The sequence below is a fragment of the Roseovarius sp. A46 genome, from assembly GCF_004126395.1.
Taxonomy (GTDB): Bacteria; Pseudomonadota; Alphaproteobacteria; order Rhodobacterales; family Rhodobacteraceae; genus Roseovarius; species Roseovarius nitratireducens.
The window spans coordinates 19,238-40,139 of the sequence record NZ_PVWS01000007.1 but is presented as its reverse complement, the minus strand read 5'-3'; the positions used below and the strand labels follow the sequence as shown (position 1 = coordinate 40,139).

The following is a 20,902-nucleotide window of genomic DNA, read 5'->3' as shown; positions in this document are numbered from 1 at the left end:
GCGTAGCCGCCGCGCGGGGAAAGGGGGCGCAGGCCGCGTCCGGCCGCCTTGGTGCCTGCTCTGCCCTCTTGCGCCCGCACGACCCCCGAATTAGGGCAAGTTCATGACGCAGCCCCTGACATATCGCCAACATCTGCGCGCTGTCCTCGGCCTCGGCCTGCCGCTCGTCGGCAGCCATCTGGCGCAGTTCGCAATCACGCTCACCGATGCGGTGATGCTGGGCTGGTATTCGGTCGAGGCGCTGGCCGCCGAGGTGCTGGGCGGCACCCTGTTCTTCGTGCTGTTCATCATGGGATCGGGGTTTGCCTGGGCGGTGATGCCGATGGTCGCGCGCGCCGCATCTTCGGGCGAGGAGGCGCAGGTGCGCCGGGTCACGCGGATGGGGCTATGGGCCTCGGCGCTGTTCGCGCTCGCGTGCCTGCCCGTGACGCTGGGCTCGGCCACGCTGTTCCTGATGATGGGGCAGGACCCTGGCACCTCGGCGCTGGCGGGCGATTACCTCGTCATCGCCGGTTGGGGTATCCTGCCCGCGCTGCTGGTGATGGTGCTCAAGTCCTGCCTCGCAGCGCTCGAGCGCACCGGCGTGGTGCTGTGGGTGACGCTGGCGGCGGTGGCGCTCAATATCCTGGTCAACTACGCGCTCATCTTCGGCAATCTCGGGATGCCCGAGATGGGGGTGCGCGGCGCGGCCATCGCCTCGGTCTCGGTCAACCTCGCCTCGATGCTGGTGCTGGCCGTCTACGTGCAGCGCAGCATGCCCGAGCACACGATGTTCGCCCGGCTCTGGCGGCCCGACTGGGAGGCGCTGGCGCAGGTGTTCCGCCTCGGCTGGCCCATCGGCATCACCAACCTCGCCGAGGTCGGGCTGTTCGCCGCCTCGTCGGTGATGATGGGCTGGCTCGGCACGCTGCAACTGGCCGCGCACGGCATCGCGCTGCAGGTCACCTCGGTGATCTTCATGGTGCATGTCGGCCTGTCCAATGTAGCCACCGTGCGCGCGGGACAGGCGCAGGGCCGCGGCGACGGGCGGGGCCTGCGCAACGGGGCAAGGGTGGTGCTGGCCGTGTCGGCGACGGTGGCGCTGTGCACGGTGGCGCTGTTTCTCGGCCTGCCCGACCTGCTGATCGGCCTGTTCCTCGACCCCGCGGACCCGGCGCGCGACGCGGTGATCGCCATCGGGCGCACGCTGCTGGCGGCGGCGGCGCTCTTTCAGGTGGTCGATGCGGCGCAGGTGATGTCGCTGGGCCTGTTGCGCGGGGTGCAGGACACGCGCGTGCCGATGGTCATCGCCGCGTTCAGCTACTGGGCCGTGGGCGTGCCGGCAAGCTATGTCCTGGGCTTTACCCTCGGGTTCGGGGGGCCGGGCATCTGGCTGGGGCTGGCGCTGGGGCTGGCGCTGGCGGGGGTGTTCATGCTCTGGCGGTTCTGGGGCTGGTCGGTGCGCACTGTCCCGGTCTGAGCCGCGCCCGGCCTCAGCCCGCCCGGCGCCGCCGCCGCGCACCCCACACGATCAGCCGGTCAAGTGCATAGCCCACCGCGAACACTGCGCCGAACCCCAGAAACCCACGGATCAGCAACAGAATCCAGAACAGGTTGACACCCCCCATCACCAGCGCGGCGGTGGTGTAGTTCGGTGCGGCGTCCATCTGGCCTCTGCGCATAAGCACAGTTTACCGCGAATCGCGCGGCTGTCAGGTGTTTTCTCGGGCCTCGGCAAGAGCCCGCGGGAGCGTCTCCGCCAGCACCGCCATTTCGCGTTCGGGGCCGCAACTGACGCGGATACAGCGGTCTTGCGGCGCGACGAAGGGCATCCGCACGAACACGCCCCGGTCTACCAGAGCGGCCAGCACCGCGCGGGCGAACGCGCCGTCGCGCCCGCAATCCACCGCCACGAAATTCGCCGCGGACGGCAGGGCGGTCAGGCCGTTTTCCGCGGCAGCCGCCGTGATCGCGTCGCGCGAGCGGACCACTTGCGTCTGCACATGGGCGAGCCACGCGCCGTCCTGCAAGGCCGCCAGCGCCCCCGCCTGCGCCATCCGGTTCATGCCGAAATGATTGCGCACGCGGTCGAAGGCGGCGATCAGCCGCGCGTCCGCCACCGCGTAGCCGATGCGCGCACCGGCCATGCCGTAAGCCTTGGAAAAGGTGCGCATACGGATCACGCGGGGATCATCGGCGGCAATCTGCGGCGCCGTACCCGCCGGGGCGAACTCGACATAGGCCTCGTCGAGGCACAAAACGCAGCCATCGGGCAGCGTGTCGAGCGCCGCCGCCACCTTGGCGCCGCTTGTCCAGGTGCCCATCGGGTTGTCGGGATTGGCGAAGTAGACGAGCTTTGCGTCCACCTCGCGGGCCCTGTCGATGAGCGCAGGCAGATCCTCGGCATCGTCGGCGTAAGGCACCTTGTGCAGCGCGCCGCCAAAGCCCGTGACGTGGTAGTTGAACGTCGGATAGGCGCCATCCGATGTCACCACCGCGTCGCCCGGCGCCACCAGGAGCCGCACGAGATTGCCCAGCAGCCCGTCGATCCCCTCGCCCACCAGCACGTTTTCCGGGGCGACGCCCATGTGCCGCGCCAGCGCTTCGCGCAGCTCATGGCTCTTGGGGTCGCCGTATTTCCACACCTCTGCCGCCTCGGCTCGCATCGCGTCCAGCGCGGCGGGAGAGGGGCCGAAGAGGTTCTCGTTCGCGCCCAGCCGCGCGGCGAAGGGCGCGCCACGGGCGCGCTCCTGCTCCTCGGGGCCGACGAAGGGCACGGTGGCGGGCAGCGAGGCGGCGAGCGGGGTCAGGCGGGGTCCGGTCATGGGGTGCAGTTAACGGGATGGCGGGGCCGCCTGCAAGTCTCGCCTGCCGCCACGTTCCGCTGGCGTGGCGACCCGTGCCCATGTTTCATGGAGCGCGGCAAAAGGAGGATCGCCCATGCCCCGCGTCAGCACCGAGATCGTGGATCACGTCGCCCATGTCACCCTCACCCGCCCGGACAAGCGCAACGCGGTCGATCCCGAGATGGCCGAGGCCATCGTCGGCGCGGGCCATGCCCTGCAGGAGGCGGATATCCGCGCGGTGGTGCTGTCGGGCGCGGGGCAGGCGTTTTGCGCGGGGCTCGACGTGATGAGCTTTGCCGCGCTGGCGCAGGGCGATCCGCAAGCGCTCGTCCTGCCGCGCAGCCATGGCGACACCAACCTCTTTCAAGAGGTGGCGATGGTCTGGCACCGCCTGCCGGTGCCGGTGATCGCGGCGCTGCACGGGGCGGTCTATGGCGCGGGGTTCCAGTTGGCCCTCGGGGCCGATATCCGCATCGCCGCGCCCGGCGCGCGGCTTGCCATCATGGAGATGAAATGGGGCCTCATCCCCGACATGGGCGGCATGGCGCTCTTGCCCCGGCTGACAAGGTCGGACGTGATCCGCCGCATGACCTACACCGCCGCGCCGGTGGACGCGGCGCAGGCGGCGGCATGGGGGCTGGTGACCGAGGTCGCGGAAGACCCGCACGCCGCCGCACAAGACCTCGCACGCGAGATCGCCGGGCGCAGCCCCGCCGCGATCCGCGCCGCCAAGCGGCTCATCGCCGTAGCCGAGAGCGGCGCGGCGGTGGCCGATGTTCTGATGGCCGAGAGCCGCGAACAGGCGGCGCTCATCGGCGGGCCCGAGCAGATGGAACAGATCGCCGCCAACATGGCCGGACGCGCCCCGGTTTTTGGCGGGAAGGAAGGATGATGGAGTGGAGCGGACGGTCGCCACTTGGCATCAATGCGCGGAATAACGGCGCGCCCTGGCGCGCCGCCGCTCAGACCGCCATGTCGTCGCGGTGGACGAGCGGCCCGCGCGGCGGGTGGCCGAGCGCCGCCTCGATCTGATCGAGGCGCAGCCCCTTGATTCGGTCGGCATCGCCGCTGTCGTAGCGGGTGAGCCCCTGCCCCAGCACGCGGCCATCCGTGTCGGCCAGTTCCACCGGGTCGCCCCGCCCGAAGGCACCGGAGACCGCGCTCACCCCGGCGGGCAGCAGGCTGCTGCCGCGGGCAAGCGCCTGCGCCGCACCTGCGTCGACGGTGATGCGGCCGCGCGGCTTCATCGCCGCGATCCAGGCCTTGCGTTTCTGCTGCGGGTCGCCCTGTGCGGCGAACCATGTGGCGCGCGCGCCCGCGCCAAGGGCCGCGAGCGGGTGATCAACGTCGCCGCGGGTGATCGCCAGCGCGCAGCCCCCGGCGGTGGCGGTGCGCGCGGCCATCAGCTTGGTCTTCATGCCGCCCTTGGCGAGACCCGACCCCGCATCGCCCGCCATCGCCGCGATCTCGGGCGTGATCGCATCCACGTGAGGGATGTGGCGCGCGTCCGGGTCGGTTTGCGGGTTGGCGGTATAGAGCCCATCCACATCCGACAGGAGCACCAGCAGGTCCGCCCCCGCCGTCACCGCCACCTGCGCGGCCAGCCGGTCGTTGTCGCCATAGCGGATCTCGTCCGTGGCGACGGTGTCGTTTTCATTCACGATCGGCACCACGCCGAGGCGCAAAAGCTGATCGAGCGTGGCGCGGGAGTTGAGATAGCGGCGGCGGTTCTCGCTGTCCTCGAGCGTCACCAGCACCTGCGCGGCCTTGAGCCCGTGGGCCGCGAGCGCCGCCTCGTAGGCCCCGGCGAGGCGTATCTGCCCCACCGCCGCCGCCGCCTGGCTCTGCTCCAGCGAGAGGGTGGTGGCAGGCAGGCCCAGCATCCCGCGGCCCAGCGCGATGGAGCCCGACGACACCAGCACCACGTCCGCACCCCGCGCGCGCAGCCCGGCCACATCGGCGGCGAGCGAGGCAAGCCATTCGGCGCGCAGGTCGCCGGTGGCGCGGTCCACCAGCAGCGCCGAGCCGATCTTGACCACCACGCGGGCCGCGTCGCTCAGGGTTGCCACGAGGTGTCCTCGTCGCTGGCCTCCTCACGGCGGACACGGGCGCGATTCTCGCCGATCTGTGCACGCAGGGTGCGCAGCACCTCGGGCACGCCCTCGCCCGAGACCGCCGACATGAGCATCACCTCGCCGCCCGAGGCCGCCTGCAATTCGTCCCGCAGGAAGGCACGTTCCTCGTCGTCCAGCGTGTCGATCTTGCTCAGCACCGTCAGGCGCGGCTTGTCGGCGAGGCCCGCGCCATAAGCCTCGATTTCGTCGAGGATGGTGTGGTAGTCGGCCACCGGATCGCCGGAGCTGCCATCAACGAGGTGCAAAAGCGCGGCGCAGCGCTCGACATGGCCAAGGAACAGGTCGCCCAGCCCCCGCCCCTCGGACGCGCCCGCGATCAGGCCGGGGATGTCGGCCACCACGAATTCCGCGCCGTCGATGCCCACCACCCCGAGGTTGGGGTGCAGCGTGGTAAAGGGATAATCGGCCACCTTGGGCCGCGCATTCGAGGTGGCAGCGAGGAAGGTGGACTTGCCGGCGTTGGGCAGACCGAGGAGGCCCACATCGGCGATGAGCTTGAGCCGCAGCCAGATCGTGCGCTCGACGCCGGGCTGGCCGGGATTGGCGCGGCGCGGGGCCTGGTTGGTGGAGGTCTTGAACCGCAGGTTGCCCCAGCCGCCGTTGCCGCCGCGGGCCAGTTCGACGCGCTGGCCCGGTTCGGTCATGTCGGCGATCACCGTCTCTTCGTCCTCTTCGAGGATCTCGGTGCCCACGGGCACGCGCAGCACGATGTCGCCGCCGCTGGCGCCGGTGCGCTGACGCCCCTGCCCGGGCCGCCCGTCATCGGCGAAGAAATGCTGCTGGTAGCGGAAATCTATGAGCGTGTTGAGCCCGTCCACAGCCTCGGCCACGACCGAGCCGCCACCGCCGCCATCGCCGCCATCCGGGCCGCCGAACTCGATGTATTTCTCGCGCCGAAAGCTGATGCAGCCCGCGCCGCCGCTGCCCGAGCGGATATACACCTTTGCGAGGTCGAGGAATTTCATTGCCCATCCTTTCGCCGCGCCGCGGTCCGCGCGCGGCTCTCAGCCCATCCGGCGGCTGTAGGTCCATGTGGGCACGTTGGCCCCGCGCGCGACGCAGTAGCTCTCGGCGTCCCCAAGATACTGAAAGCCGCAATTCGTCAAGACCCGCGCCGAAGCGGCGTTGTCTTGGAACACGCTGGCAAAGACGGTGCGCGCGGCGTGCGGGTTGGCCGCGAGGATGGCGTCGACCGCCGCCGAGGCGATGCCGGTGTTCCACCACGCGGGCGCCACCCAGTAGGCGATCTCGGACTGGCCCTCGTCCACCCGGGTAAGCCCGATGAGGCCCATCACCTCCGACCCGCCCGCGCGGGTGCCGTCGATGGCCCAGATATCCTCGACCCTGCCCTCTGCCTGCGCGCGCGCAATCAGCGCCTCGGCGGCACCGGGCGGATAGGGATGCGGGATCGAGGCAGTGGCCCGCGCCACCCGCTCGTCGCCCGCGTTGAGCGCGATCAGCCCGGCATCGGACGCGCGCAGCGGTCTCAGGTCGAACCGTTCCGCCGCGATCACCGGCTGGTCGATCACCGTCTCGAAAGTCATGCGCTCCTCCTTTCGCATGATGGGCACATCCCCCGCGTTTCAAATTGGGGGCACGCGCCTCTGCCGCAAGCCTGCCGGACCTCGCCCACACCGGAAAGTGACGACGATTTGACTGGTTGATGCCCCGGAAACGAAAAGGGACCGGCGCGAGCCGGTCCCCCCTCATGTTCCTGACATATCTTGGGTCCGGCTTACTCGGCGGCCTCTGCCGCTGGCAGCACCGAAATGAAGGTGCGGCCCTTGAGGCCCTTGTGGAAGGTCACGGCACCCTCGGTCACGGCGAAGATCGTGTGATCCTTGCCCTGCCCCACGCCGTCGCCCGGCCAGAACTTGTTGCCGCGCTGACGCACGATGATGTTGCCGGGGATCACGGCCTCGCCGCCGTATTTCTTGACGCCGAGACGACGGCCCGCCGAATCGCGACCGTTGCGGGACGACCCGCCTGCTTTCTTGTGTGCCATCTCGTCTCTCCTTAGCCCTTGGTCAGCTCTTTGGCCTGTTCGATCCAGCCTTCGCGCTCGATCCGGCCCTTGAACGACAGTTTCTCATCCATCTCGGCGACATCCGCCTCGGTCCACGCGGCGATCTGCGCGAAGGTGGTCACACCCGCCTCGACGAGCTTCTTCTCCAGCGCAGGGCCGACGCCCGACAGCTTCTTGAGATCGTCGCCGCCCGCGGGCGCTTCGGCCTTGGCGGCGGGCTTTGCCTTGGCGGCAGGCTTTGCCGTGGGCTTGGCCTTGGCGGGTTTCTTCGCCTCGGCGGCAGCCACGGCCACGCCAGCCACCGACCCCGCGCCAATCGCGGCCTTGACGCCGGACTTGTCGGCGCCCTTCTCGAGGATCTCGGTGACGCGCAGCAGCGTCAGCTTCTGCCGATGGCCCTTGGTGCGCTGCGAGCCGTGCTTGCGGCGACGCTTGACGAAGTTGATGACCTTGTCACCCTTGACCTGGTCGATCACCTCGGCCTGAACCGCGGCCCCCTCGACAAGGGGGGCGCCCACAACCGGGCTGTCACCGCCCAGCATGAGAATCTCGTTGAACTGCACTTTCTCGCCGGCATCCGCCGCAAGCTTTTCAACACGCAGCAGGTCGCCCGACTGCACCTTGTATTGCTTGCCGCCGGTCTTGAGGACCGCAAACATGGCTCTTTCCTTCTCATCCCGCGTCCTGTGGTCCCCGGCTTGGCGGGTGTTGCGGGCCTCGCGGCCACCTCGGACGGCGCCCCTCTCGGGGTATCATTACAAATGCAAAACCGGCGCATCCTGCCGCCGGTCGCGCTCGTATGCGTCAGTGACGCCGCGGTGTCAAGAGCCGCGCGCGCACCGCCTCAGAGGTCGTGCGCCGGCGGCACCTCTCCCAGCCGCGCCGCCAACGCCTCGAACCGGTTGGCCATGATCTCGAACTGCACGGCGTTCATCAGCTCGTAGACGCGGCCCATCACCGGGTCTTCGAGGGCGTCCGCATAGGCGCGCAGGTCGTCCGTGGACAGGCTGCGATAGGTCTGTGCGGCGCTCGCGAGCGCGGCCTCCTTCATCTCGGCGCGCACCGTTTCGGCCCCTTGCGCCAGCAGGCGGCGCAGCAGGTCGGCGTCGAAATCACCGTCGGTCAGCCCCACGTCGGCGGCGGCCAGCAGGAACCGGACCTGTATCTCCCGGAACGCGCGCTCTGCCATGCCCGAGCCGTCAATCGCCGCGTTCATCCGCTCGAGCACGGCACGGCGCGCCGGTGACAGCGCGGCGGCGCGCGCCTCGGCCTCTTTGCGCGCGGCCTCGTCGGCGCGGTGCGTGTGACTGGCATTCTCCACCTCGACCAGCCGCTGCCCGAGATCGGAGGCATAGAAGGCGGCGGCATGGCCCAGCATTTCATTGTCGAGCGTCTCGTCGAGCATGTCGAGCGCCAAGCCCCGCATCAGGGTGCTGTCGAACACCTCGGCGGTGATCCGGGGCCAGGCCAGACCGAAATCGTCTGGCGCCATGTCGATCATCGCGGGCGCATCGGCGGCGCTGACCGCGATGCTGTCGATCGCCACGCCAAACCCCGTCACCTCGAGAAAGGCCAGGAGGCGGTCACGCTCTGTGGCGCGGGCAGGCCCCGCGAGGACGACCGCCGCGAGCGCGAGACAGGCGAGCCCCGCGAACACCCCCCGCAGCCGCACCGCGCTGTCCGGCCATGCCATGATCCTGTCCTCCCATCGGACCGTGACGGTCAGGCGCGACACTATGGAAATTCACGCGCGAAACAAGCGCAAACCCCCTTGCCCCGCCCGCCAAAGGCCATTACACGGCCTCTCCAGACCCCCGCGGAGAGGTGCCGGAGTGGTCGAACGGGGCGGTCTCGAAAACCGTTGACCCTTCACGGGGTCCCAGGGTTCGAATCCCTGTCTCTCCGCCACTGTGACCCAGTCCATAATCATCATTAAGATCAGATATATACTGGCCCGGGCGCGGGGCTTTCGGTATCCCGACGCTTGCCAGGGAGAAGGCGCTGAGCAAGAGCGAGAACAGGTTGCACCGTTGTGCTACGTGCCCGTCAGTTTGCGGCGCAGGTAGTTCTCCAGCAGGCGCGAGACGTCGTTGTCGAAATCGTTCCACGGCAGGCTGCCGCAAAAGGTGATCGAGCCGACCGCAAAGACCGAGCCGCCCTCGGGCAGCTCGAAGTAGATCAGGTCGGCGTGCTTCGCCTCTTCCTCCGGTCCGCCAGTCAGGTTGGTCAGGTGGGTGAGTTGCTCTTCGGGAACCAGCATGAACGCGCGGTTGTCACCCGCGGAGCGCGCCAGCAGAACATGGTTTTGCGGCGAGCCGATGCGTTGATCGACGTGATCCAGCTCGAATCCCGCCGCGCCGTTGCCGCTGAACCCGTATCCGCCGAACAAATCCTCTGTCACGCCCTTGAACAGCCAGTCGAAGGCCGGATCGTGGCACATCCGCTGATAAGGCGCACCGTGAAACTCGCCCTGCGCGGCAAAGCCGATCCCGACCAGCGCCTGCGGTGCCCTCCCGCTGCGCCGCCACAGGCCGCCATAGGTGCCGTCGAAGGCGTTGTAATACTCGCCCGGCTCCGCCGCCCACGCGCGAATGCCATCCTCGGCGCGGCGGATTTCCAGCAGGCTGTCATTCTCGGCGTGCCGCGCGATGCGCCAGTAGAATCCGTTCCCCCCGAGATAGAGCAGGTGGCCGCCCGCATCCCGGTAATCGGCCAGCGCGTCGAGCGTCTCGGCGGTGTGATATTCGGGGTGCGTGGTGGTGGTGACGGCCTTGTAACCGGCCAGCACCTCGGCCCCTTCGGCGTGCAACTCGTGGTCGGTGATGATGTCATAGCCGATGCCCTTGGCGTGCAGCCAGCTTATCAGGTGGCTGTCGGCCGGAAAATGCCGCAGCCCCGAACAGGCGGTCGCCCCGAAGGTGAGGAACCCGGGCCGGAAATTGAACAACGGCCGCCGGTGCGAGGCATGGCAGATGCCCGACCCGTCGGAATGGGTGTTGTAGGTCGACAGGCCGTAATCGGGGTATTCCGCCGGGTTGTAGGGATAGGCCCCCCAATCGCGCATCCGTCCCTGCCATGCCGGATCGTAGTCTGGACGGGCATGGTTGCCGTAGATGACATAGGTAAAGGTCGGGATGAGCACGCAGAGATCGGCGCGGCGCGTGCCCTTGGGCGGGCAGATGTAGAACGGGATGGCATCGCTGCCGCCATCGCCCTCTATATGCATGACATATACGCCCGAGGGCATGTCCTGGGGCACGGTCAGGGTGAAATCGGTCTGCCAGCCGAAATCGTAGATATCATCCTCGTGGAAATGGATGGCGCCATAATGCTCGGGCTTGTGCCGCCAGCACATCTCCGAGGCGTCCCACGCCGACCCGGTCATCGCGCGGGTCGGAAAGTTGACGAGGTGCAGCGGCGGACCGGCGATGGCGGGGACGTCGCTGTGCGGGATCGAGGCCGACAGATCCCAGGCCGCGATCATGCCGTCCGCGCCCGCGATGGCGGGGCCCTCGATCTTGCCGTTGAAGAAATGCCGCGCGCCCGTGCCATCCAGACACGCCGCAAGGCCGACCGGAGCGGTGATCACCCCGCATTGCAGCGGTCCGGTTTGTTCATGCGTCTCGCGGCTGTGGTGTCCAAGGACCGTCTGGACAAGGGTTGCCCGGCCATCTTGCAGGCGCGCCTCTATGCGCGTCCAGCGATGCGGCGGCAGCGGCGCCCCGACGGTGACCCGCCCGTCCCCAGCCGCCACGAAGAGACAGCCCCCCGCGTCGATCCCCATGCACAGCGGCCCGCAGGACAAAACCGCCTGGTCGCGGCCATTGAGATGCGTGGGCTGGACCGTCGCGCTCAGGCTGACGCCGCCTTGCGCGGGCAGCGTGACCGGCCCCTCCGTGTGGCCGTAAGAGCCGGGAAAGAACGCCTGATGCCGCGCGGGCAGGTCGCGCGGCGCGAACCATTCGCTTGCATCCTCTTCGGTGATTCCCATGCCCGCCGGGTTCGGATCGGCGCAGATCGAGCGGACCAGCCGCGAGCGGTAGCGGCCGCCCTCGGTCGAGGACACCTTGAAGGCGATCTCTTCGCCGGGCCGCGCCGAGAGACGGTCGGTATAGCCGGTCAGGGGAACTTCTTTCATGTGATTACCTCAGTTGCGGGCCGTAAACGAGATCGGGCAGCCAGGTCACCCAGCCCGAGAAAAACACCAGAAGCAGGATCATCAGCATGTAGGGGATGAGCAGCGGCAGCACCCCGACCGAAATGTCCTCGATGGTGATCTTGCTGATCCTTGCCGCGACGAACAGGTTCACGCCGATGGGCGGTGTCAGGAACCCGATCTCGCAGGTCATCACGGTGAAAATCCCGAACACCACCGGATCGACACCGAGGCTGGTCACCAGCGGAAAGAACACGGCGGTAAAGATGATGATCTGCGGGATGCTCTCCAGCCACATGCCGACGAGGATGTAGAAAATCCCAATCAACAGCATGATGAGCCAGGGATAGGCCACCAGCCCCTGGAAGAGCGCGAGGATATCGCTGGGAATGTCGAAGATCGTCACAAGCTGACCGAACGCCTTGGTCGAACCCAGGATGAACAGGACCGAGCCGATGACGATGGCGGTGAACTTGAACGCGTGCAGCAGCTTGGCCCAGGTCAGGCCGCGATAGATGAACAGCCCGACAAAGAGACCATAGGCCACCGCCACCGCTGCCGCCTCGGACGGGGTAAAGATACCGGCATAGATGCCGCCGAGGATCAGGATCGGCGCGAACACCGCCCATTTCCCTTCCCACAGCGCCCACAGCAGCGGCCCCCAGCGAAACCGGTCCTCGGTGCCGCCGTATCCGTTCCTCCACGAAATCACAAAGACCGCGACCATCAGCATCAGCCCCAGGACGACGCCCGGCAGGATACCCGCCAGAAACAGCCGCGGGATCGAGACATCCGTGACCAGCGCGAAGATGATCAGGAGGTTGGACGGCGGGATCATGCTGCCGAGCGCGCCCGCGGATGCGGCGATGGCCCCGGCAAAGCGCGAGCGATAGCCCTCTTTCTGCATCGCGGGAATGGTTATCGAGCCGATGGCGGCGGTGGTCGCCGGGCCAGAGCCCGAGAGCGCGGCAAAGAACATGCAGGCCACCACCGTCACCAGCCCCATGCCGCCCTTGTAGGCCCCGACAAGGCGTTTCGCGATGGTGACCAGTTTGTCGGACATCCCGCCCTGCTCCATCAACTGCCCGGCCAGGATGAAGAGCGGAATGGTCACCAGCGGGAACGGCTCGAACGCCGTCCACGCCGCCTGCGCCATCAGGGTCAGGGGAATATCGGCGATCAGCAGGCCCGCAACCGTGGCCAGCCCGGCGGCAAAGGGAATCGGCACGCCGATGGCCATCGCGAAGACGAAGGCCGCGGCCATGACAATAGGGCCATTCATAGCGGCAGACCTTTCCAGCCATCGCGGCCCCAGCGCCAATAGACCTGCCCGATGCGAAAGAGCATCAGGGCAAAGGCCATCGGGATGATCATCTGCACCCATCGCTGCTCGATGCCGAGGCCGGGGGTCATGTAGGTGACGTTGAACAGAAGCTGCGTGTAGATCGTGGTCTGCACGATCATGAAGATCACGAATCCGGCCCACAGCCCGTCGGCCAGCACCACCGCCCCCACCTTCAAGGCGCGCGGCAGGCGGTTGACCAGCAGCGTGATGCGGATATGCGCGCGTTCGCGCACCGCCATCGTGGCCCCGAGATAGATCGCGAAGATCATGCCGTAGACGGCGGTCTCCTCGGCCCAGGCGGCGGCGGTGGAAAAGAAATAGCGCAGGATCACCTGCAACAGCACCGATCCGACCACGACCGCCAGGCAGATCGTGCAGATCACCTCTTCGAAATATCTGTCGATTTTGGACAACATTCCCCGGCCTCCACCCTGAAGGTGCCAAGAGGCATGGGGGCGTGTTGCCCCCATGCGGTGGTTCGGAGGTGTTACTCTGCTTCGGCGCGGATCGCATCGACCAGGGCGATGAATGCCTCGCCCTTGTCGGCGGCATAGCGGTCCTGCACCCGCAGCCCCGCCTCGATGAAACCGGAGCGATCGAATTCGGCCGTTTCCATGCCGCCCTCACTGGTCAGGAAGGCGCGAATCTCGTCGATCCGCGCGGCCATCTCTTCGCGGTGATAGACGCCTGCCTCTTCTGCCGCCCGCATGACCGCGTCGCGCTGCGCCTCATCCAGCTTGCCCATCACGCGTTCGCTGGCGAAAAGCGGCGAGAAGTAGGTGAAATGCTCAAGCACCGTGAAATAGGGCATGATCTCGTAGAACTTCTGCGACTTGATGAACGAGGTGCCGTTATCGGCCCCTTCCACCGTGCCGGTCTGAAGCGCGGTGGGCGTGTCCGCCCAGGGCAGCGGGATGGGGGCCGCGCCGAATTCCTCGTAGGTGTCGATCATCACCTGGTTCTTGGGGACGCGGACCTTGAGCCCCGCCATGTCCTCGACCGAGGTGATCGGGTTGCGCGAGTTGTAGAAATCGCGATCCCCGACAAAGCCATAGGTCAGCAGGTGCACCTCCGTGGCGGCATGAAGCTGCTCGGCAAAGTCGCGCCCGACCTCGCCTTCCAGAACGCGATAGGCGTGATCCTTGTTCTGGAAGATGTAGGGCAGCACGAACGCATCCATCAGCGGAAAATGCGGAGAGATGTTGTTGCCAGTGATGATGAACATGTCCACCGTACCCAGCTGCATGGCCTTGAATGCCTCGTCCTCGCCCATCAGCTGACCGCAGCAGCGAACCTTCACGTCGATGCTGCCATCGGTGTATTGCTCGGCCAGTTCCTCGAACTTGTCGGCAAGCACGGCATAGGTGCTGGTCTCGGCGGCGGCATAGCCGAGGTTGATCGTGACCTCCTGCGCCGAGGCGGCACCGGCCATGAGGGTGAGCGCCGCGATAGGCCCGGCGAAACGGTGAATGGGTGACTGTGACATGATTGCTCCCTGTTGCGTGCTGGATTTATTGATCTTGTTATCCAGGCAGGGTAGCCGGGCGCGATCTGCAAGTATAATATCAATTGATTAGTTTCTGATGCATAATAGGTATCATGAAAATCGGTCTCCGCCATATCCGCTATTTCCTGGTCCTCGCCGAGGATCTGAATTTCAGACGTGCTTCGGAACACCTGCACATCTCGCAACCGGCGCTCACCCGCACGATCCAGCATCTTGAGGCCGAGTTGCAGGTCAAGCTGTTCGACCGCTCTCAGAACTTCGTGCGTCTGACCGATGCGGGACGCGCCTTTCGCGAGGGCGGGCAAAGGGTACTGAACGGGATGGAGGCGACCATCGACCTTACCCGCCGCGTCAGTATCGGCGAGGCCGGGGCGCTGCGCGTCGGCTATACCGATTTCGCCATCGCCGACGCGCTGCCCGAACTGCTCAAGCGGTTTCACCAGGAACATCCCGGCATCACGGTGCGCCCGCATCACGGGGTCACGGCCACGCAGATCCAGGAGTTGAAGGACGACAAGCTCGACATCGGGTTTGTCACCGGCCCGGTGCGGCAGCCGGGATTTCAAAGCCGTGTCGTGCAAACCGACCGTCCGATCTGCATCGTCCCCGAAGGGCACCGCCTGGCATCGCGCAAGTCGGTCGCCCTCGCCGATCTGGCGGACGAGGATTTCGTGCACGGACCGGCAGAGGCCTGGGCGCATTTCTACGACTACCTGTTTCCGCTGTGCCGCAAGGCGGGCTTTCAGCCGCGCATCGTGCAGGAGGCGTTCAATTCCGTGGGCATTCTCGGGCTTGTGTCCTGCGGCATGGGCATCACCATCCTGACCGAGAGCATCTACGATTTCGGAACCGGCGGGCTGGTGCCCATTCCCATCCGTGACGTTGCCGATGTCATGGTGACCGAGGCCGTGTGGGCGGCCGAGAACCTGCGTCTGCCGACACAACATTTCGTCGATTTCCTAGAGCATCAGGAAAACAGCTGACTGCCCGGCGCGTCACGGAATGGCCGCTCCTTGCGCGGCCGCAAGACTCCTAGAACAGGCTTATGCCGGTCCCCGAATCCGCGCCATCGCCCAACCCGCCTATTTCAAGAGCACCACCTCGACCCGGCGATTGATCTCGCGGCCCTCGGCGGTGTCATTGGCCGCCACCGGCGCGAGATAGCCCACGCCGCGCGCCTCGACGCGTGCGCCATCGACCCCGTGATCGGCGATGAGCCGCGCGCGCACCGCCTCGGCGCGCGCCTGCGACAGCGCGATATTGGCGTCGAGCGCGCCCACGTTGTCGGTATGGCCCACCAGCGCGATCCGCGTTTCGGGGTCTTCGGCGAGGAATGCCGCCAGCGCCGCGAGGTCCGCGTGCGGCCCCGGCCCGAGCACCGCCTCGCCCGAGGCGAAGTCCAGCCCCCGCAGCACCATGTGCCCGGCCTCGCGCAGCGTGGCATCCAACGATCCCGCCCCGGCCTGTGGCGCGGGGTCGGCAGGGGCGGGCGCCGCCTCTGCCGTGCCGGCGGGCCCGACATGGGTGAGTTGCACATAGCCCCGCTCGCCCGCGCGGCTGACGAACAGCATGACATGCTCGACCACCTCGCCCGTGCCGCGCCGCGCCAGCAGGTAACGGTAATCGAAGAGGTTCACGAACATCGCGGGCGCCGGCAGCACCGGCACGGCAAAGCGGAAGCCAAACCCGCCGCAGCCATCCGCCGCGCAGGAGAATACCTCTTTCCACCCCTCCTTTTCCAGCGCCGCGCGTAGCGGCGCCATCCGCTCCAGCGTGCTCTGCCCACCATCGGGCAGCCGCCACGCCCGACTGGTAATCGTCCCGTCGAGCCGCAGCCGCGATACCGCGCCACCCTCCAGCGCACCTTGCGGCAGGTGCACCGTGTCGGCCTCGCGGATCACCTCTGCCGTGCGTTCCGCGCGCTCGGGCAGCGGCAGGTCCTGCGCCTGCACCGCCCCGGCAAGGAGCAGCAGCGCCACGAGCCACGCCGCCCGCCGCGCCCGCATCTCAGCGCGCCTGCGAATGGTAGTCGGGGTTGGGCTCCATCCCGGTGGCCGAGGCGACGCGGTTGGACATGTTGAAGAACCCCGCCACATTGGCGATGTCCCAGATATCACGGTCGGAAAAACCGTGATCGCGCAAGCCGTCGCGGTCGGCCTCCTCGACGGTGGCGCTTGCCGTCGTCACCTTGGCCGCGAAATCGAGCATCGCGCGCTGGCGCGGCTCGATATCGGCGACGCGGTAATTCATCACCATCGCCTCGCCCAATGCGGGATCGCCCGAAAGCGCGCGCACCGCCGCGCCATGCGCTACCTGGCAATACCAGCACCGGTTGATCGAGCTGACCACCACGGCGATCATCTCGCGCTCGAGCTTCGACAGCCCCGAGGGCGCCAGCATCAGCGCGTTGTAGAGCCCGGCAAAGGCATCGAGCTTATCGATATCGAACGCATGCGCGCGCAGCACGTTGGGCACGAGGCCCAGCTTGTCCTCGCATATCTCGAAATAGCGCGCGGTCGCCTCGGGCAAGGGATCGACCGGCGGCAGGTCGAGCGCGGTGGGCTGGTCGTCTTTGCGGGTCATGGCTGCTCCTTCTGGCGGTAATGATAGGTGCCAACGCAGGAGAATCCCATCGCGGAATAGAGCCCGTTCGCCCCTTTGTTGGCCTGCGTGCAGATTACGGCAAGATGTCGCGCGCCCTGCGCGGCGGCCCAATGCGCGGCCTGAAGCATCATCAGCCGCCCCAGCCCCGCGCGCCGGTGGCGGGCGCGTACCTCCAGCGCGTGTACCATCGCCACGCCGTCGTGGATGGCCACAAACCCGGCGGCGGCGGGCTGATCCCTGAGCCGCCCAAGAAGCCCCGTCTTCGGCCCCTCGACCCGCTCCATCACCGCCACACGGGCGGGGCCGATGCCGCCCTCGGCCCAAATGTCGCGCATGATCTCCAGCGGTTCCCAGATGGTAAAGGTGGTGACGCGCGGCAGCGTCTCGCCGGTCAGCGCGGCCACCGGCGCGACATGCAGGTTGACGGGATCGACCACGCGGTAGCCGCGCGCCTCCAGCATCGCATCGAGCGCGTCATCGCCCTCGCGCACCTGAAAGAGCGGCCCCTGCCCGAGCGCCCGCATCGCCGCCTCGGCGCGATCGAGATCGTCGCCTGTCGCCGCGCCCGTCACGGTTGCCGCCGACACACGCTTGCCCCCGCCCCGTCCCTCGTGGATCGTGACCGGGCCCAGCGCGCGGGTCGCGGCGGGCGGCCATGTCGCCTCGGTGACGGCGTAGAGCGCTTGGACATCGGGCATCATGCCGGGAACATCCCGGCCAGTTCGGCCATCGCCGCGTCGAGGCGCGCGCCATCCTGCCCGCGGATCACGATCTGCGCCCCGTGACAGCCGTCGCGGATGAACGGGTAGGAACCGACCGACAGGTCGGGATAGCGCGCCGCGAGATCGGAGAGCGGGGCGGCGATATCGCCCTCTCCGCGCCGCACCTCGTAGGATTGCGACAGGACCGGCGCGCCGCCGGTCAGCGTGGGCAGCACCGAGGCGAGCATCGCCTCGAAGATCGACGGCACCCCGGCCATCACATGCACGTTCCCGAGGATAAAGCCCGGCGCGGCGCTGATCGGATTGTCGATCAGCGTGGCCCCATCGGGGATGCGCGCCATGCGCAGCCGCGCTTCGTTCAGGTCCTGCCCGCGCGCCTCGTAATGCGCGGCGAGAATGGCGCGCGCATCGTCGCGCACACCGATGGCCGTATCGAAGGCGCGCGCCACCGCCTCGGCGGTGATATCGTCGTGGGTGGGGCCGATCCCGCCCGAGGTAAACACAACGTCGAAACCTTCGCTCAGCGCCCGCACGGCGCCGATGATGGCCGCTTCGTCGTCATGCACCACGCGCACCTCACTGAGGTCGATACCGACATGGGTCAATTCGCGCGCGAGGTGATGCATGTTGGCATCGCGCGTGCGTCCCGAGAGGATCTCGTCCCCGATGACGAGCATGGCGGCGGTCGGGTTGGGCATGGCGGCTTCCTTGCAGTGGGTCTGGCCCCGGTATAGGCCCCGCCCATGCGGTTTCAAAGCCCCCTCCTGCGCGCCACCCTGCTCAGGCGCTACAAGCGGTTCCTCGCCGATATCCGGCTGGAGGACGGCACCGAGACGACAGCCCATTGCGCCAATCCCGGTGCGATGACCGGCCTCGCAACCCCCGGCACCGCGATCTGGGTCGAGCACAACGACGATCCCCGCCGCAAGCTGCGCTACGCTTGGCGGCTGGCCGAAACGGCCGGGGGCGCGCTCGTCTGCGTGGATACGGGTGCTGCCAACCGCGTGTTGCGCGCCGCCCTCACCGCCCGCGCGCTGCCCGCGCTCGCCGCCTATGACGAGGTCCGCCCCGAACAGCGCATCGGCGAAGCGAGCCGCGCCGATTTCATCCTGCGCGGTCCGGGCCTGCCCGAGGCGGTGGTCGAGGTGAAATCGGTGACCCTCGCGCGCGCGCCGGGGCGCGCGGAGTTTCCCGACAGCGTGACCGCGCGCGGCGCACGCCACCTGCGCGATCTTGCCGCCTGCGCGCGCGAGGGGCGGCGCGCGGTGCTGTTCTACCTCGTGCAGCGCAGCGACGCGACCGCGCTCGCCACCGCCGCCGATATCGACCCGGCCTATGCCGCGGCGTTTGACGCGGGCCGCGCGGCGGGCGTCGAGGTGATGGCTCACCGTGCCGAGATCACGCCCGGCGGCATCACAATCGGCCCGGCGCTGCCGCTGGCCTCTGGTCCTCGCGGCGAAAACGGCTTAATTGGGGGAAAGTATGGAGAAATCGACGGGGCATGACGTGAACCAGACGCATCGGGGGCGCACCACGCGCGACGGCATCCGCATCCACGATGCGGCGGATTTCGCAGGCATGCACGCCGCCGGACGGCTGGCCGCGCAAATCCTCGACGAGATATCCGAACACATTTTCGTGGGCCAGACCACCGAGGCCATCGACGCGCTCATCGAGCAGAAGATCAAGGCCGCCGGGGCAAAATCCGCCACCATCGGCTACAAGGGCTATCGCCACGCAAGCTGCATCAGCGTCAACCACGTGGTTTGCCACGGCATCCCCGGCGCGCCCATCCCCAAGAGCGGCGGCGAGACCATTTCGCGCGACCACGAGAAGCGGCGCGCCGACGACGCGCTGCGCGACGGCGACATCCTCAACATCGACGTGACCGTGATCGTCGACGGCTGGTTCGGCGACACCAGCCGGATGTACGTGGCGGGCAAACCCTCGCGCAAGGCCGAGCGGCTGATCCAGGTCACCCATGACGCGCTGATGAAGGGGATCGAGGCGGTGCGCCCCGGCGCCACCTTCGGCGATATCGGCCACGCCATCCAGAGCCATGTCGAGGCGCACCGCATGTCGGTGGTGCGCGATTTCTGCGGTCACGGGCTTGGCCGGGTATTCCACGCGCCGCCCAACGTGCTGCATTACGGGCGCGCGGGCAGCGGGCCGCGGCTCGAGGAGGGGATGTTCTTCACCATCGAGCCGATGGTCAATCTCGGCCGCCCCGACAGCGTCGTGCTCGACGACGAATGGACGGCGGTGACGCGCGACAAATCGCTCTCGGCGCAGTTCGAGCATTCCATCGGTGTCACCGCACAGGGGGCCGAGATATTCACCCTCTCGCCCGCCGGTCGCTTCCACCCCACCCGCGCCTGACGCCGCCTCCACCCGTGTCGCTATCTGACAAGACAGTCGCTTTCTGACATGAGAGCCTGCGCGCACCGGTCATTTCACCGGCCCTCGACGCATCCAGACCGTCCGCGCCCGCGCCCCGCACCGAGGGGCCGCGCAGCCCCCGGTCTGTCCGCGCCCACGCAAGACAGGAAACCGTCAATGGCGATGATGAGCACGCATCCCCTCCCGGCCCCCTCGCGCGCCCTGCACGGCATCCTGTGTATCAAGGCGGCGATGCTGCTCTTCGTGGTGCAGGACGCGGCGATGAAATCGCTGCTCGCGAGCTACCCGGTCTGGCCCCTGCTCTTCGCGCGCTCGGTGGTGGCGGTGATGCTGCTGGTGCCGCTCATCGCCTGGCTTGGTGCGCCGCACAGCCTGCGCTCGACACTCTGGCCGCTGCATCTCGCGCGGGCGGCGCTCTTTGCTGCGGGATTCTCGATGTTCTACGCGTCCTTCCCGTTCATGGGGCTGGCGGAGGTCAGCACGATCTTCTTCGCGGCACCGCTCTTTACCGCGCTGATGGCGGCGCTGTTTTTGGGCGAGCGGATTGGCGCGCATCGCGTGGCGGCGCTCGTCGTGGGCTTCGCGGGTGTGGTGATCGCCATGCGGCCCGGCGGCGGGCTCGACTGGGTGGCGGTGCTGCCGCTTCTCTGCGGGCTCAGCTACGCCGCCTCGCAGATCCTCGCCCGCCGAATCGGCGAGCGCGAGAGCACGCTCACGGTGGGGCTCTACACGCTGGCCTTCTCGGGCGTTCTGATCCTGCCCGCGGGCTGGGCCGTGGCGCAGATCGTGCCCGACACGGCGGCCACGCAGCACCTGCGCTGGGGCCTTCCCGCGGGCGCGCTGACCAACCTCGCCCCCCTCGCCGCGCTGGGCCTCGTGGGGATGGTGGCCTACATGCTTGCCTCGCGCGCCTACCAGGTCGCCCATGCCAGCCTCGTGGCACCCTTCGACTATACCTACCTGCCCTTCGCCGCGCTGCTCGCCTACGTGGTCTGGGACGAGGTGCCGCCACCCGCCACGCTCGCGGGCATGACGCTCATCATCGCCTCGGGGCTCTATATCGGCTGGCGCGAGATGCGCGCGGCGCGGCGCGGCGACGCACCACCCGTGATCGCCGAGAGCACCTTCACGCCAGGTCACCTGCCGCCGCAGCCCGGACCAGAAGACGATCGCGCGCCGTGA

The 20,902-nt window shown here is 68.0% G+C and carries 22 protein-coding genes and 1 tRNA gene; 7 read left to right on the top strand and 16 right to left on the bottom strand.

Going from position 1 to position 20,902, the window contains the following annotated elements; genetic code table 11:
• Window positions 1-103: 103 nt before the first annotated feature.
• Entirely contained in the window at window positions 104-1,459 is a 1,356-nt protein-coding gene (locus C6W92_RS05545; RefSeq protein ID WP_129432041.1) for an MATE family efflux transporter, read from the top strand.
• 13 nt (window positions 1,460-1,472) lie between these two features.
• Here the strand turns inward: C6W92_RS05545 and C6W92_RS17615 are convergent, their stop codons facing one another.
• Together C6W92_RS17615 and C6W92_RS05540 are read right to left on the bottom strand one after the other, a co-directional pair.
• A complete protein-coding gene (locus C6W92_RS17615; protein ID WP_164989178.1) occupies window positions 1,473-1,646 on the bottom strand; it encodes a hypothetical protein in 174 nt (57 codons plus the stop codon).
• A 45-nt stretch (window positions 1,647-1,691) separates the two neighbouring features.
• Complete coding sequence (locus tag C6W92_RS05540; protein ID WP_129432040.1) at window positions 1,692-2,804, bottom strand: pyridoxal phosphate-dependent aminotransferase; 1,113 nt, start codon at window positions 2,802-2,804, stop codon at window positions 1,692-1,694.
• 115 nt (window positions 2,805-2,919) lie between these two features.
• On the opposite strand from C6W92_RS05540, the gene C6W92_RS05535 reads away from it, so the two are divergent.
• On the top strand, window positions 2,920-3,717 hold the full coding sequence (locus C6W92_RS05535; RefSeq protein ID WP_129432039.1) for a crotonase/enoyl-CoA hydratase family protein: 798 nt from the start codon (window positions 2,920-2,922) through the stop codon (window positions 3,715-3,717).
• A 70-nt stretch (window positions 3,718-3,787) separates the two neighbouring features.
• Here the strand turns inward: C6W92_RS05535 and proB are convergent, their stop codons facing one another.
• From proB to C6W92_RS05505, 6 genes are all read right to left on the bottom strand, one after another.
• Entirely contained in the window at window positions 3,788-4,894 is a 1,107-nt protein-coding gene (proB, locus tag C6W92_RS05530) for a glutamate 5-kinase (protein ID WP_129432038.1), read from the bottom strand.
• On the bottom strand, window positions 4,882-5,925 hold the full coding sequence (obgE, locus tag C6W92_RS05525; RefSeq protein ID WP_129432037.1) for a GTPase ObgE: 1,044 nt from the start codon (window positions 5,923-5,925) through the stop codon (window positions 4,882-4,884). The genes proB and obgE overlap by 13 nt, the downstream gene beginning before the upstream one ends.
• A gap of 39 nt (window positions 5,926-5,964) precedes the next feature.
• Window positions 5,965-6,504, bottom strand: coding sequence for a GNAT family protein (locus tag C6W92_RS05520; protein ID WP_129432036.1), 540 nt, complete (start codon window positions 6,502-6,504; stop codon window positions 5,965-5,967).
• A gap of 191 nt (window positions 6,505-6,695) precedes the next feature.
• The gene (rpmA, locus tag C6W92_RS05515; RefSeq protein WP_129432035.1) at window positions 6,696-6,965 is read right to left on the bottom strand and encodes a 50S ribosomal protein L27; all 270 of its coding nucleotides are present in this window, start codon (window positions 6,963-6,965) and stop codon (window positions 6,696-6,698) included.
• Window positions 6,966-6,976: 11 nt separating this feature from the next.
• Window positions 6,977-7,645 carry a 50S ribosomal protein L21 gene (locus C6W92_RS05510; protein ID WP_129432034.1) on the bottom strand — a complete coding sequence of 223 codons (669 nt, stop codon included), beginning with the start codon at window positions 7,643-7,645 and terminating at the stop codon, window positions 6,977-6,979.
• A gap of 185 nt (window positions 7,646-7,830) precedes the next feature.
• Window positions 7,831-8,679 carry a DUF2059 domain-containing protein gene (locus C6W92_RS05505; RefSeq protein ID WP_129432033.1) on the bottom strand — a complete coding sequence of 283 codons (849 nt, stop codon included), beginning with the start codon at window positions 8,677-8,679 and terminating at the stop codon, window positions 7,831-7,833.
• 125 nt (window positions 8,680-8,804) lie between these two features.
• Between C6W92_RS05505 and C6W92_RS05500 the strand changes: the two genes are divergently transcribed.
• A tRNA-Ser gene (locus C6W92_RS05500) sits at window positions 8,805-8,894 on the top strand.
• Between the two features lie 127 nt (window positions 8,895-9,021).
• Here the strand turns inward: C6W92_RS05500 and C6W92_RS05495 are convergent.
• The 4 genes from C6W92_RS05495 to C6W92_RS05480 all read right to left on the bottom strand — a co-directional run bounded on the left by C6W92_RS05495 (window position 9,022) and on the right by C6W92_RS05480 (window position 13,973).
• A complete protein-coding gene (locus tag C6W92_RS05495) occupies window positions 9,022-11,124 on the bottom strand; it encodes a N,N-dimethylformamidase beta subunit family domain-containing protein (protein WP_129432032.1) in 2,103 nt (700 codons plus the stop codon).
• Between the two features lie 4 nt (window positions 11,125-11,128).
• Entirely contained in the window at window positions 11,129-12,424 is a 1,296-nt protein-coding gene (locus C6W92_RS05490) for a TRAP transporter large permease (RefSeq protein WP_129432031.1), read from the bottom strand.
• The gene (locus C6W92_RS05485; RefSeq protein WP_129432030.1) at window positions 12,421-12,903 is read right to left on the bottom strand and encodes a TRAP transporter small permease; all 483 of its coding nucleotides are present in this window, start codon (window positions 12,901-12,903) and stop codon (window positions 12,421-12,423) included. Before C6W92_RS05485 ends, C6W92_RS05490 begins: the two co-directional genes overlap by 4 nt.
• Before the next feature lie 71 nt (window positions 12,904-12,974).
• Window positions 12,975-13,973: a TRAP transporter substrate-binding protein gene (locus tag C6W92_RS05480; RefSeq protein ID WP_129432029.1), complete on the bottom strand. Its 999-nt coding sequence runs from the start codon at window positions 13,971-13,973 to the stop codon at window positions 12,975-12,977.
• A gap of 113 nt (window positions 13,974-14,086) precedes the next feature.
• Between C6W92_RS05480 and C6W92_RS05475 the strand changes: the two genes are divergently transcribed.
• A complete protein-coding gene (locus C6W92_RS05475) occupies window positions 14,087-14,977 on the top strand; it encodes a LysR family transcriptional regulator (RefSeq protein ID WP_129432028.1) in 891 nt (296 codons plus the stop codon).
• A gap of 99 nt (window positions 14,978-15,076) precedes the next feature.
• Here C6W92_RS05475 and C6W92_RS05470 read toward each other — a convergent pair whose 3' ends face one another.
• From C6W92_RS05470 to C6W92_RS05455, 4 genes are read right to left on the bottom strand one after another with little or no spacing between them, the layout of a single operon-like run.
• Entirely contained in the window at window positions 15,077-16,000 is a 924-nt protein-coding gene (locus tag C6W92_RS05470) for an OmpA family protein (protein ID WP_129432027.1), read from the bottom strand.
• Window position 16,001: 1 nt separating this feature from the next.
• Window positions 16,002-16,577, bottom strand: coding sequence for a peroxidase-related enzyme (locus C6W92_RS05465; protein WP_129432026.1), 576 nt, complete (start codon window positions 16,575-16,577; stop codon window positions 16,002-16,004).
• A complete protein-coding gene (locus tag C6W92_RS05460) occupies window positions 16,574-17,299 on the bottom strand; it encodes a GNAT family N-acetyltransferase (RefSeq protein ID WP_129432025.1) in 726 nt (241 codons plus the stop codon). The genes C6W92_RS05465 and C6W92_RS05460 overlap by 4 nt, the downstream gene beginning before the upstream one ends.
• Window positions 17,296-18,018, bottom strand: coding sequence for a molybdopterin-binding protein (locus tag C6W92_RS05455; protein ID WP_129432024.1), 723 nt, complete (start codon window positions 18,016-18,018; stop codon window positions 17,296-17,298). The genes C6W92_RS05460 and C6W92_RS05455 overlap by 4 nt, the downstream gene beginning before the upstream one ends.
• A 45-nt stretch (window positions 18,019-18,063) precedes the next feature.
• Between C6W92_RS05455 and sfsA the strand changes: the two genes are divergently transcribed.
• The 3 genes from sfsA to C6W92_RS05440 all read left to right on the top strand — a co-directional run bounded on the left by sfsA (window position 18,064) and on the right by C6W92_RS05440 (window position 20,902).
• Window positions 18,064-18,825 carry a DNA/RNA nuclease SfsA gene (gene sfsA, locus C6W92_RS05450; protein WP_129432023.1) on the top strand — a complete coding sequence of 254 codons (762 nt, stop codon included), beginning with the start codon at window positions 18,064-18,066 and terminating at the stop codon, window positions 18,823-18,825.
• Window positions 18,803-19,699, top strand: coding sequence for a type I methionyl aminopeptidase (map, locus tag C6W92_RS05445; protein ID WP_129432022.1), 897 nt, complete (start codon window positions 18,803-18,805; stop codon window positions 19,697-19,699). Before sfsA ends, map begins: the two co-directional genes overlap by 23 nt.
• 177 nt (window positions 19,700-19,876) lie before the next feature.
• Window positions 19,877-20,902, top strand: a complete 1,026-nt coding sequence (locus C6W92_RS05440) for a DMT family transporter (RefSeq protein WP_129432021.1) — start codon at window positions 19,877-19,879, stop codon at window positions 20,900-20,902.

Coding starts and splice junctions, on each gene's coding strand:
- C6W92_RS05545 (WP_129432041.1), top strand. CDS start 104: ATGACGCAGCCCCTGACATATCGCCAACATCTGCGCGCTGTCCTCGGC.
- C6W92_RS17615 (WP_164989178.1), bottom strand. CDS start 1,646: ATGGACGCCGCACCGAACTACACCACCGCCGCGCTGGTGATGGGGGGT.
- C6W92_RS05540 (WP_129432040.1), bottom strand. CDS start 2,804: ATGACCGGACCCCGCCTGACCCCGCTCGCCGCCTCGCTGCCCGCCACC.
- C6W92_RS05535 (WP_129432039.1), top strand. CDS start 2,920: ATGCCCCGCGTCAGCACCGAGATCGTGGATCACGTCGCCCATGTCACC.
- obgE (WP_129432037.1), bottom strand. CDS start 5,925: ATGAAATTCCTCGACCTCGCAAAGGTGTATATCCGCTCGGGCAGCGGC.
- C6W92_RS05520 (WP_129432036.1), bottom strand. CDS start 6,504: ATGACTTTCGAGACGGTGATCGACCAGCCGGTGATCGCGGCGGAACGG.
- rpmA (WP_129432035.1), bottom strand. CDS start 6,965: ATGGCACACAAGAAAGCAGGCGGGTCGTCCCGCAACGGTCGCGATTCG.
- C6W92_RS05510 (WP_129432034.1), bottom strand. CDS start 7,645: ATGTTTGCGGTCCTCAAGACCGGCGGCAAGCAATACAAGGTGCAGTCG.
- C6W92_RS05505 (WP_129432033.1), bottom strand. CDS start 8,679: ATGGCATGGCCGGACAGCGCGGTGCGGCTGCGGGGGGTGTTCGCGGGG.
- C6W92_RS05495 (WP_129432032.1), bottom strand. CDS start 11,124: ATGAAAGAAGTTCCCCTGACCGGCTATACCGACCGTCTCTCGGCGCGG.
- C6W92_RS05490 (WP_129432031.1), bottom strand. CDS start 12,424: ATGAATGGCCCTATTGTCATGGCCGCGGCCTTCGTCTTCGCGATGGCC.
- C6W92_RS05485 (WP_129432030.1), bottom strand. CDS start 12,903: ATGTTGTCCAAAATCGACAGATATTTCGAAGAGGTGATCTGCACGATC.
- C6W92_RS05480 (WP_129432029.1), bottom strand. CDS start 13,973: ATGTCACAGTCACCCATTCACCGTTTCGCCGGGCCTATCGCGGCGCTC.
- C6W92_RS05475 (WP_129432028.1), top strand. CDS start 14,087: ATGAAAATCGGTCTCCGCCATATCCGCTATTTCCTGGTCCTCGCCGAG.
- C6W92_RS05470 (WP_129432027.1), bottom strand. CDS start 16,000: ATGCGGGCGCGGCGGGCGGCGTGGCTCGTGGCGCTGCTGCTCCTTGCC.
- C6W92_RS05465 (WP_129432026.1), bottom strand. CDS start 16,577: ATGACCCGCAAAGACGACCAGCCCACCGCGCTCGACCTGCCGCCGGTC.
- C6W92_RS05460 (WP_129432025.1), bottom strand. CDS start 17,299: ATGATGCCCGATGTCCAAGCGCTCTACGCCGTCACCGAGGCGACATGG.
- C6W92_RS05455 (WP_129432024.1), bottom strand. CDS start 18,018: ATGCCCAACCCGACCGCCGCCATGCTCGTCATCGGGGACGAGATCCTC.
- sfsA (WP_129432023.1), top strand. CDS start 18,064: ATGCGGTTTCAAAGCCCCCTCCTGCGCGCCACCCTGCTCAGGCGCTAC.
- map (WP_129432022.1), top strand. CDS start 18,803: ATGGAGAAATCGACGGGGCATGACGTGAACCAGACGCATCGGGGGCGC.
- C6W92_RS05440 (WP_129432021.1), top strand. CDS start 19,877: ATGGCGATGATGAGCACGCATCCCCTCCCGGCCCCCTCGCGCGCCCTG.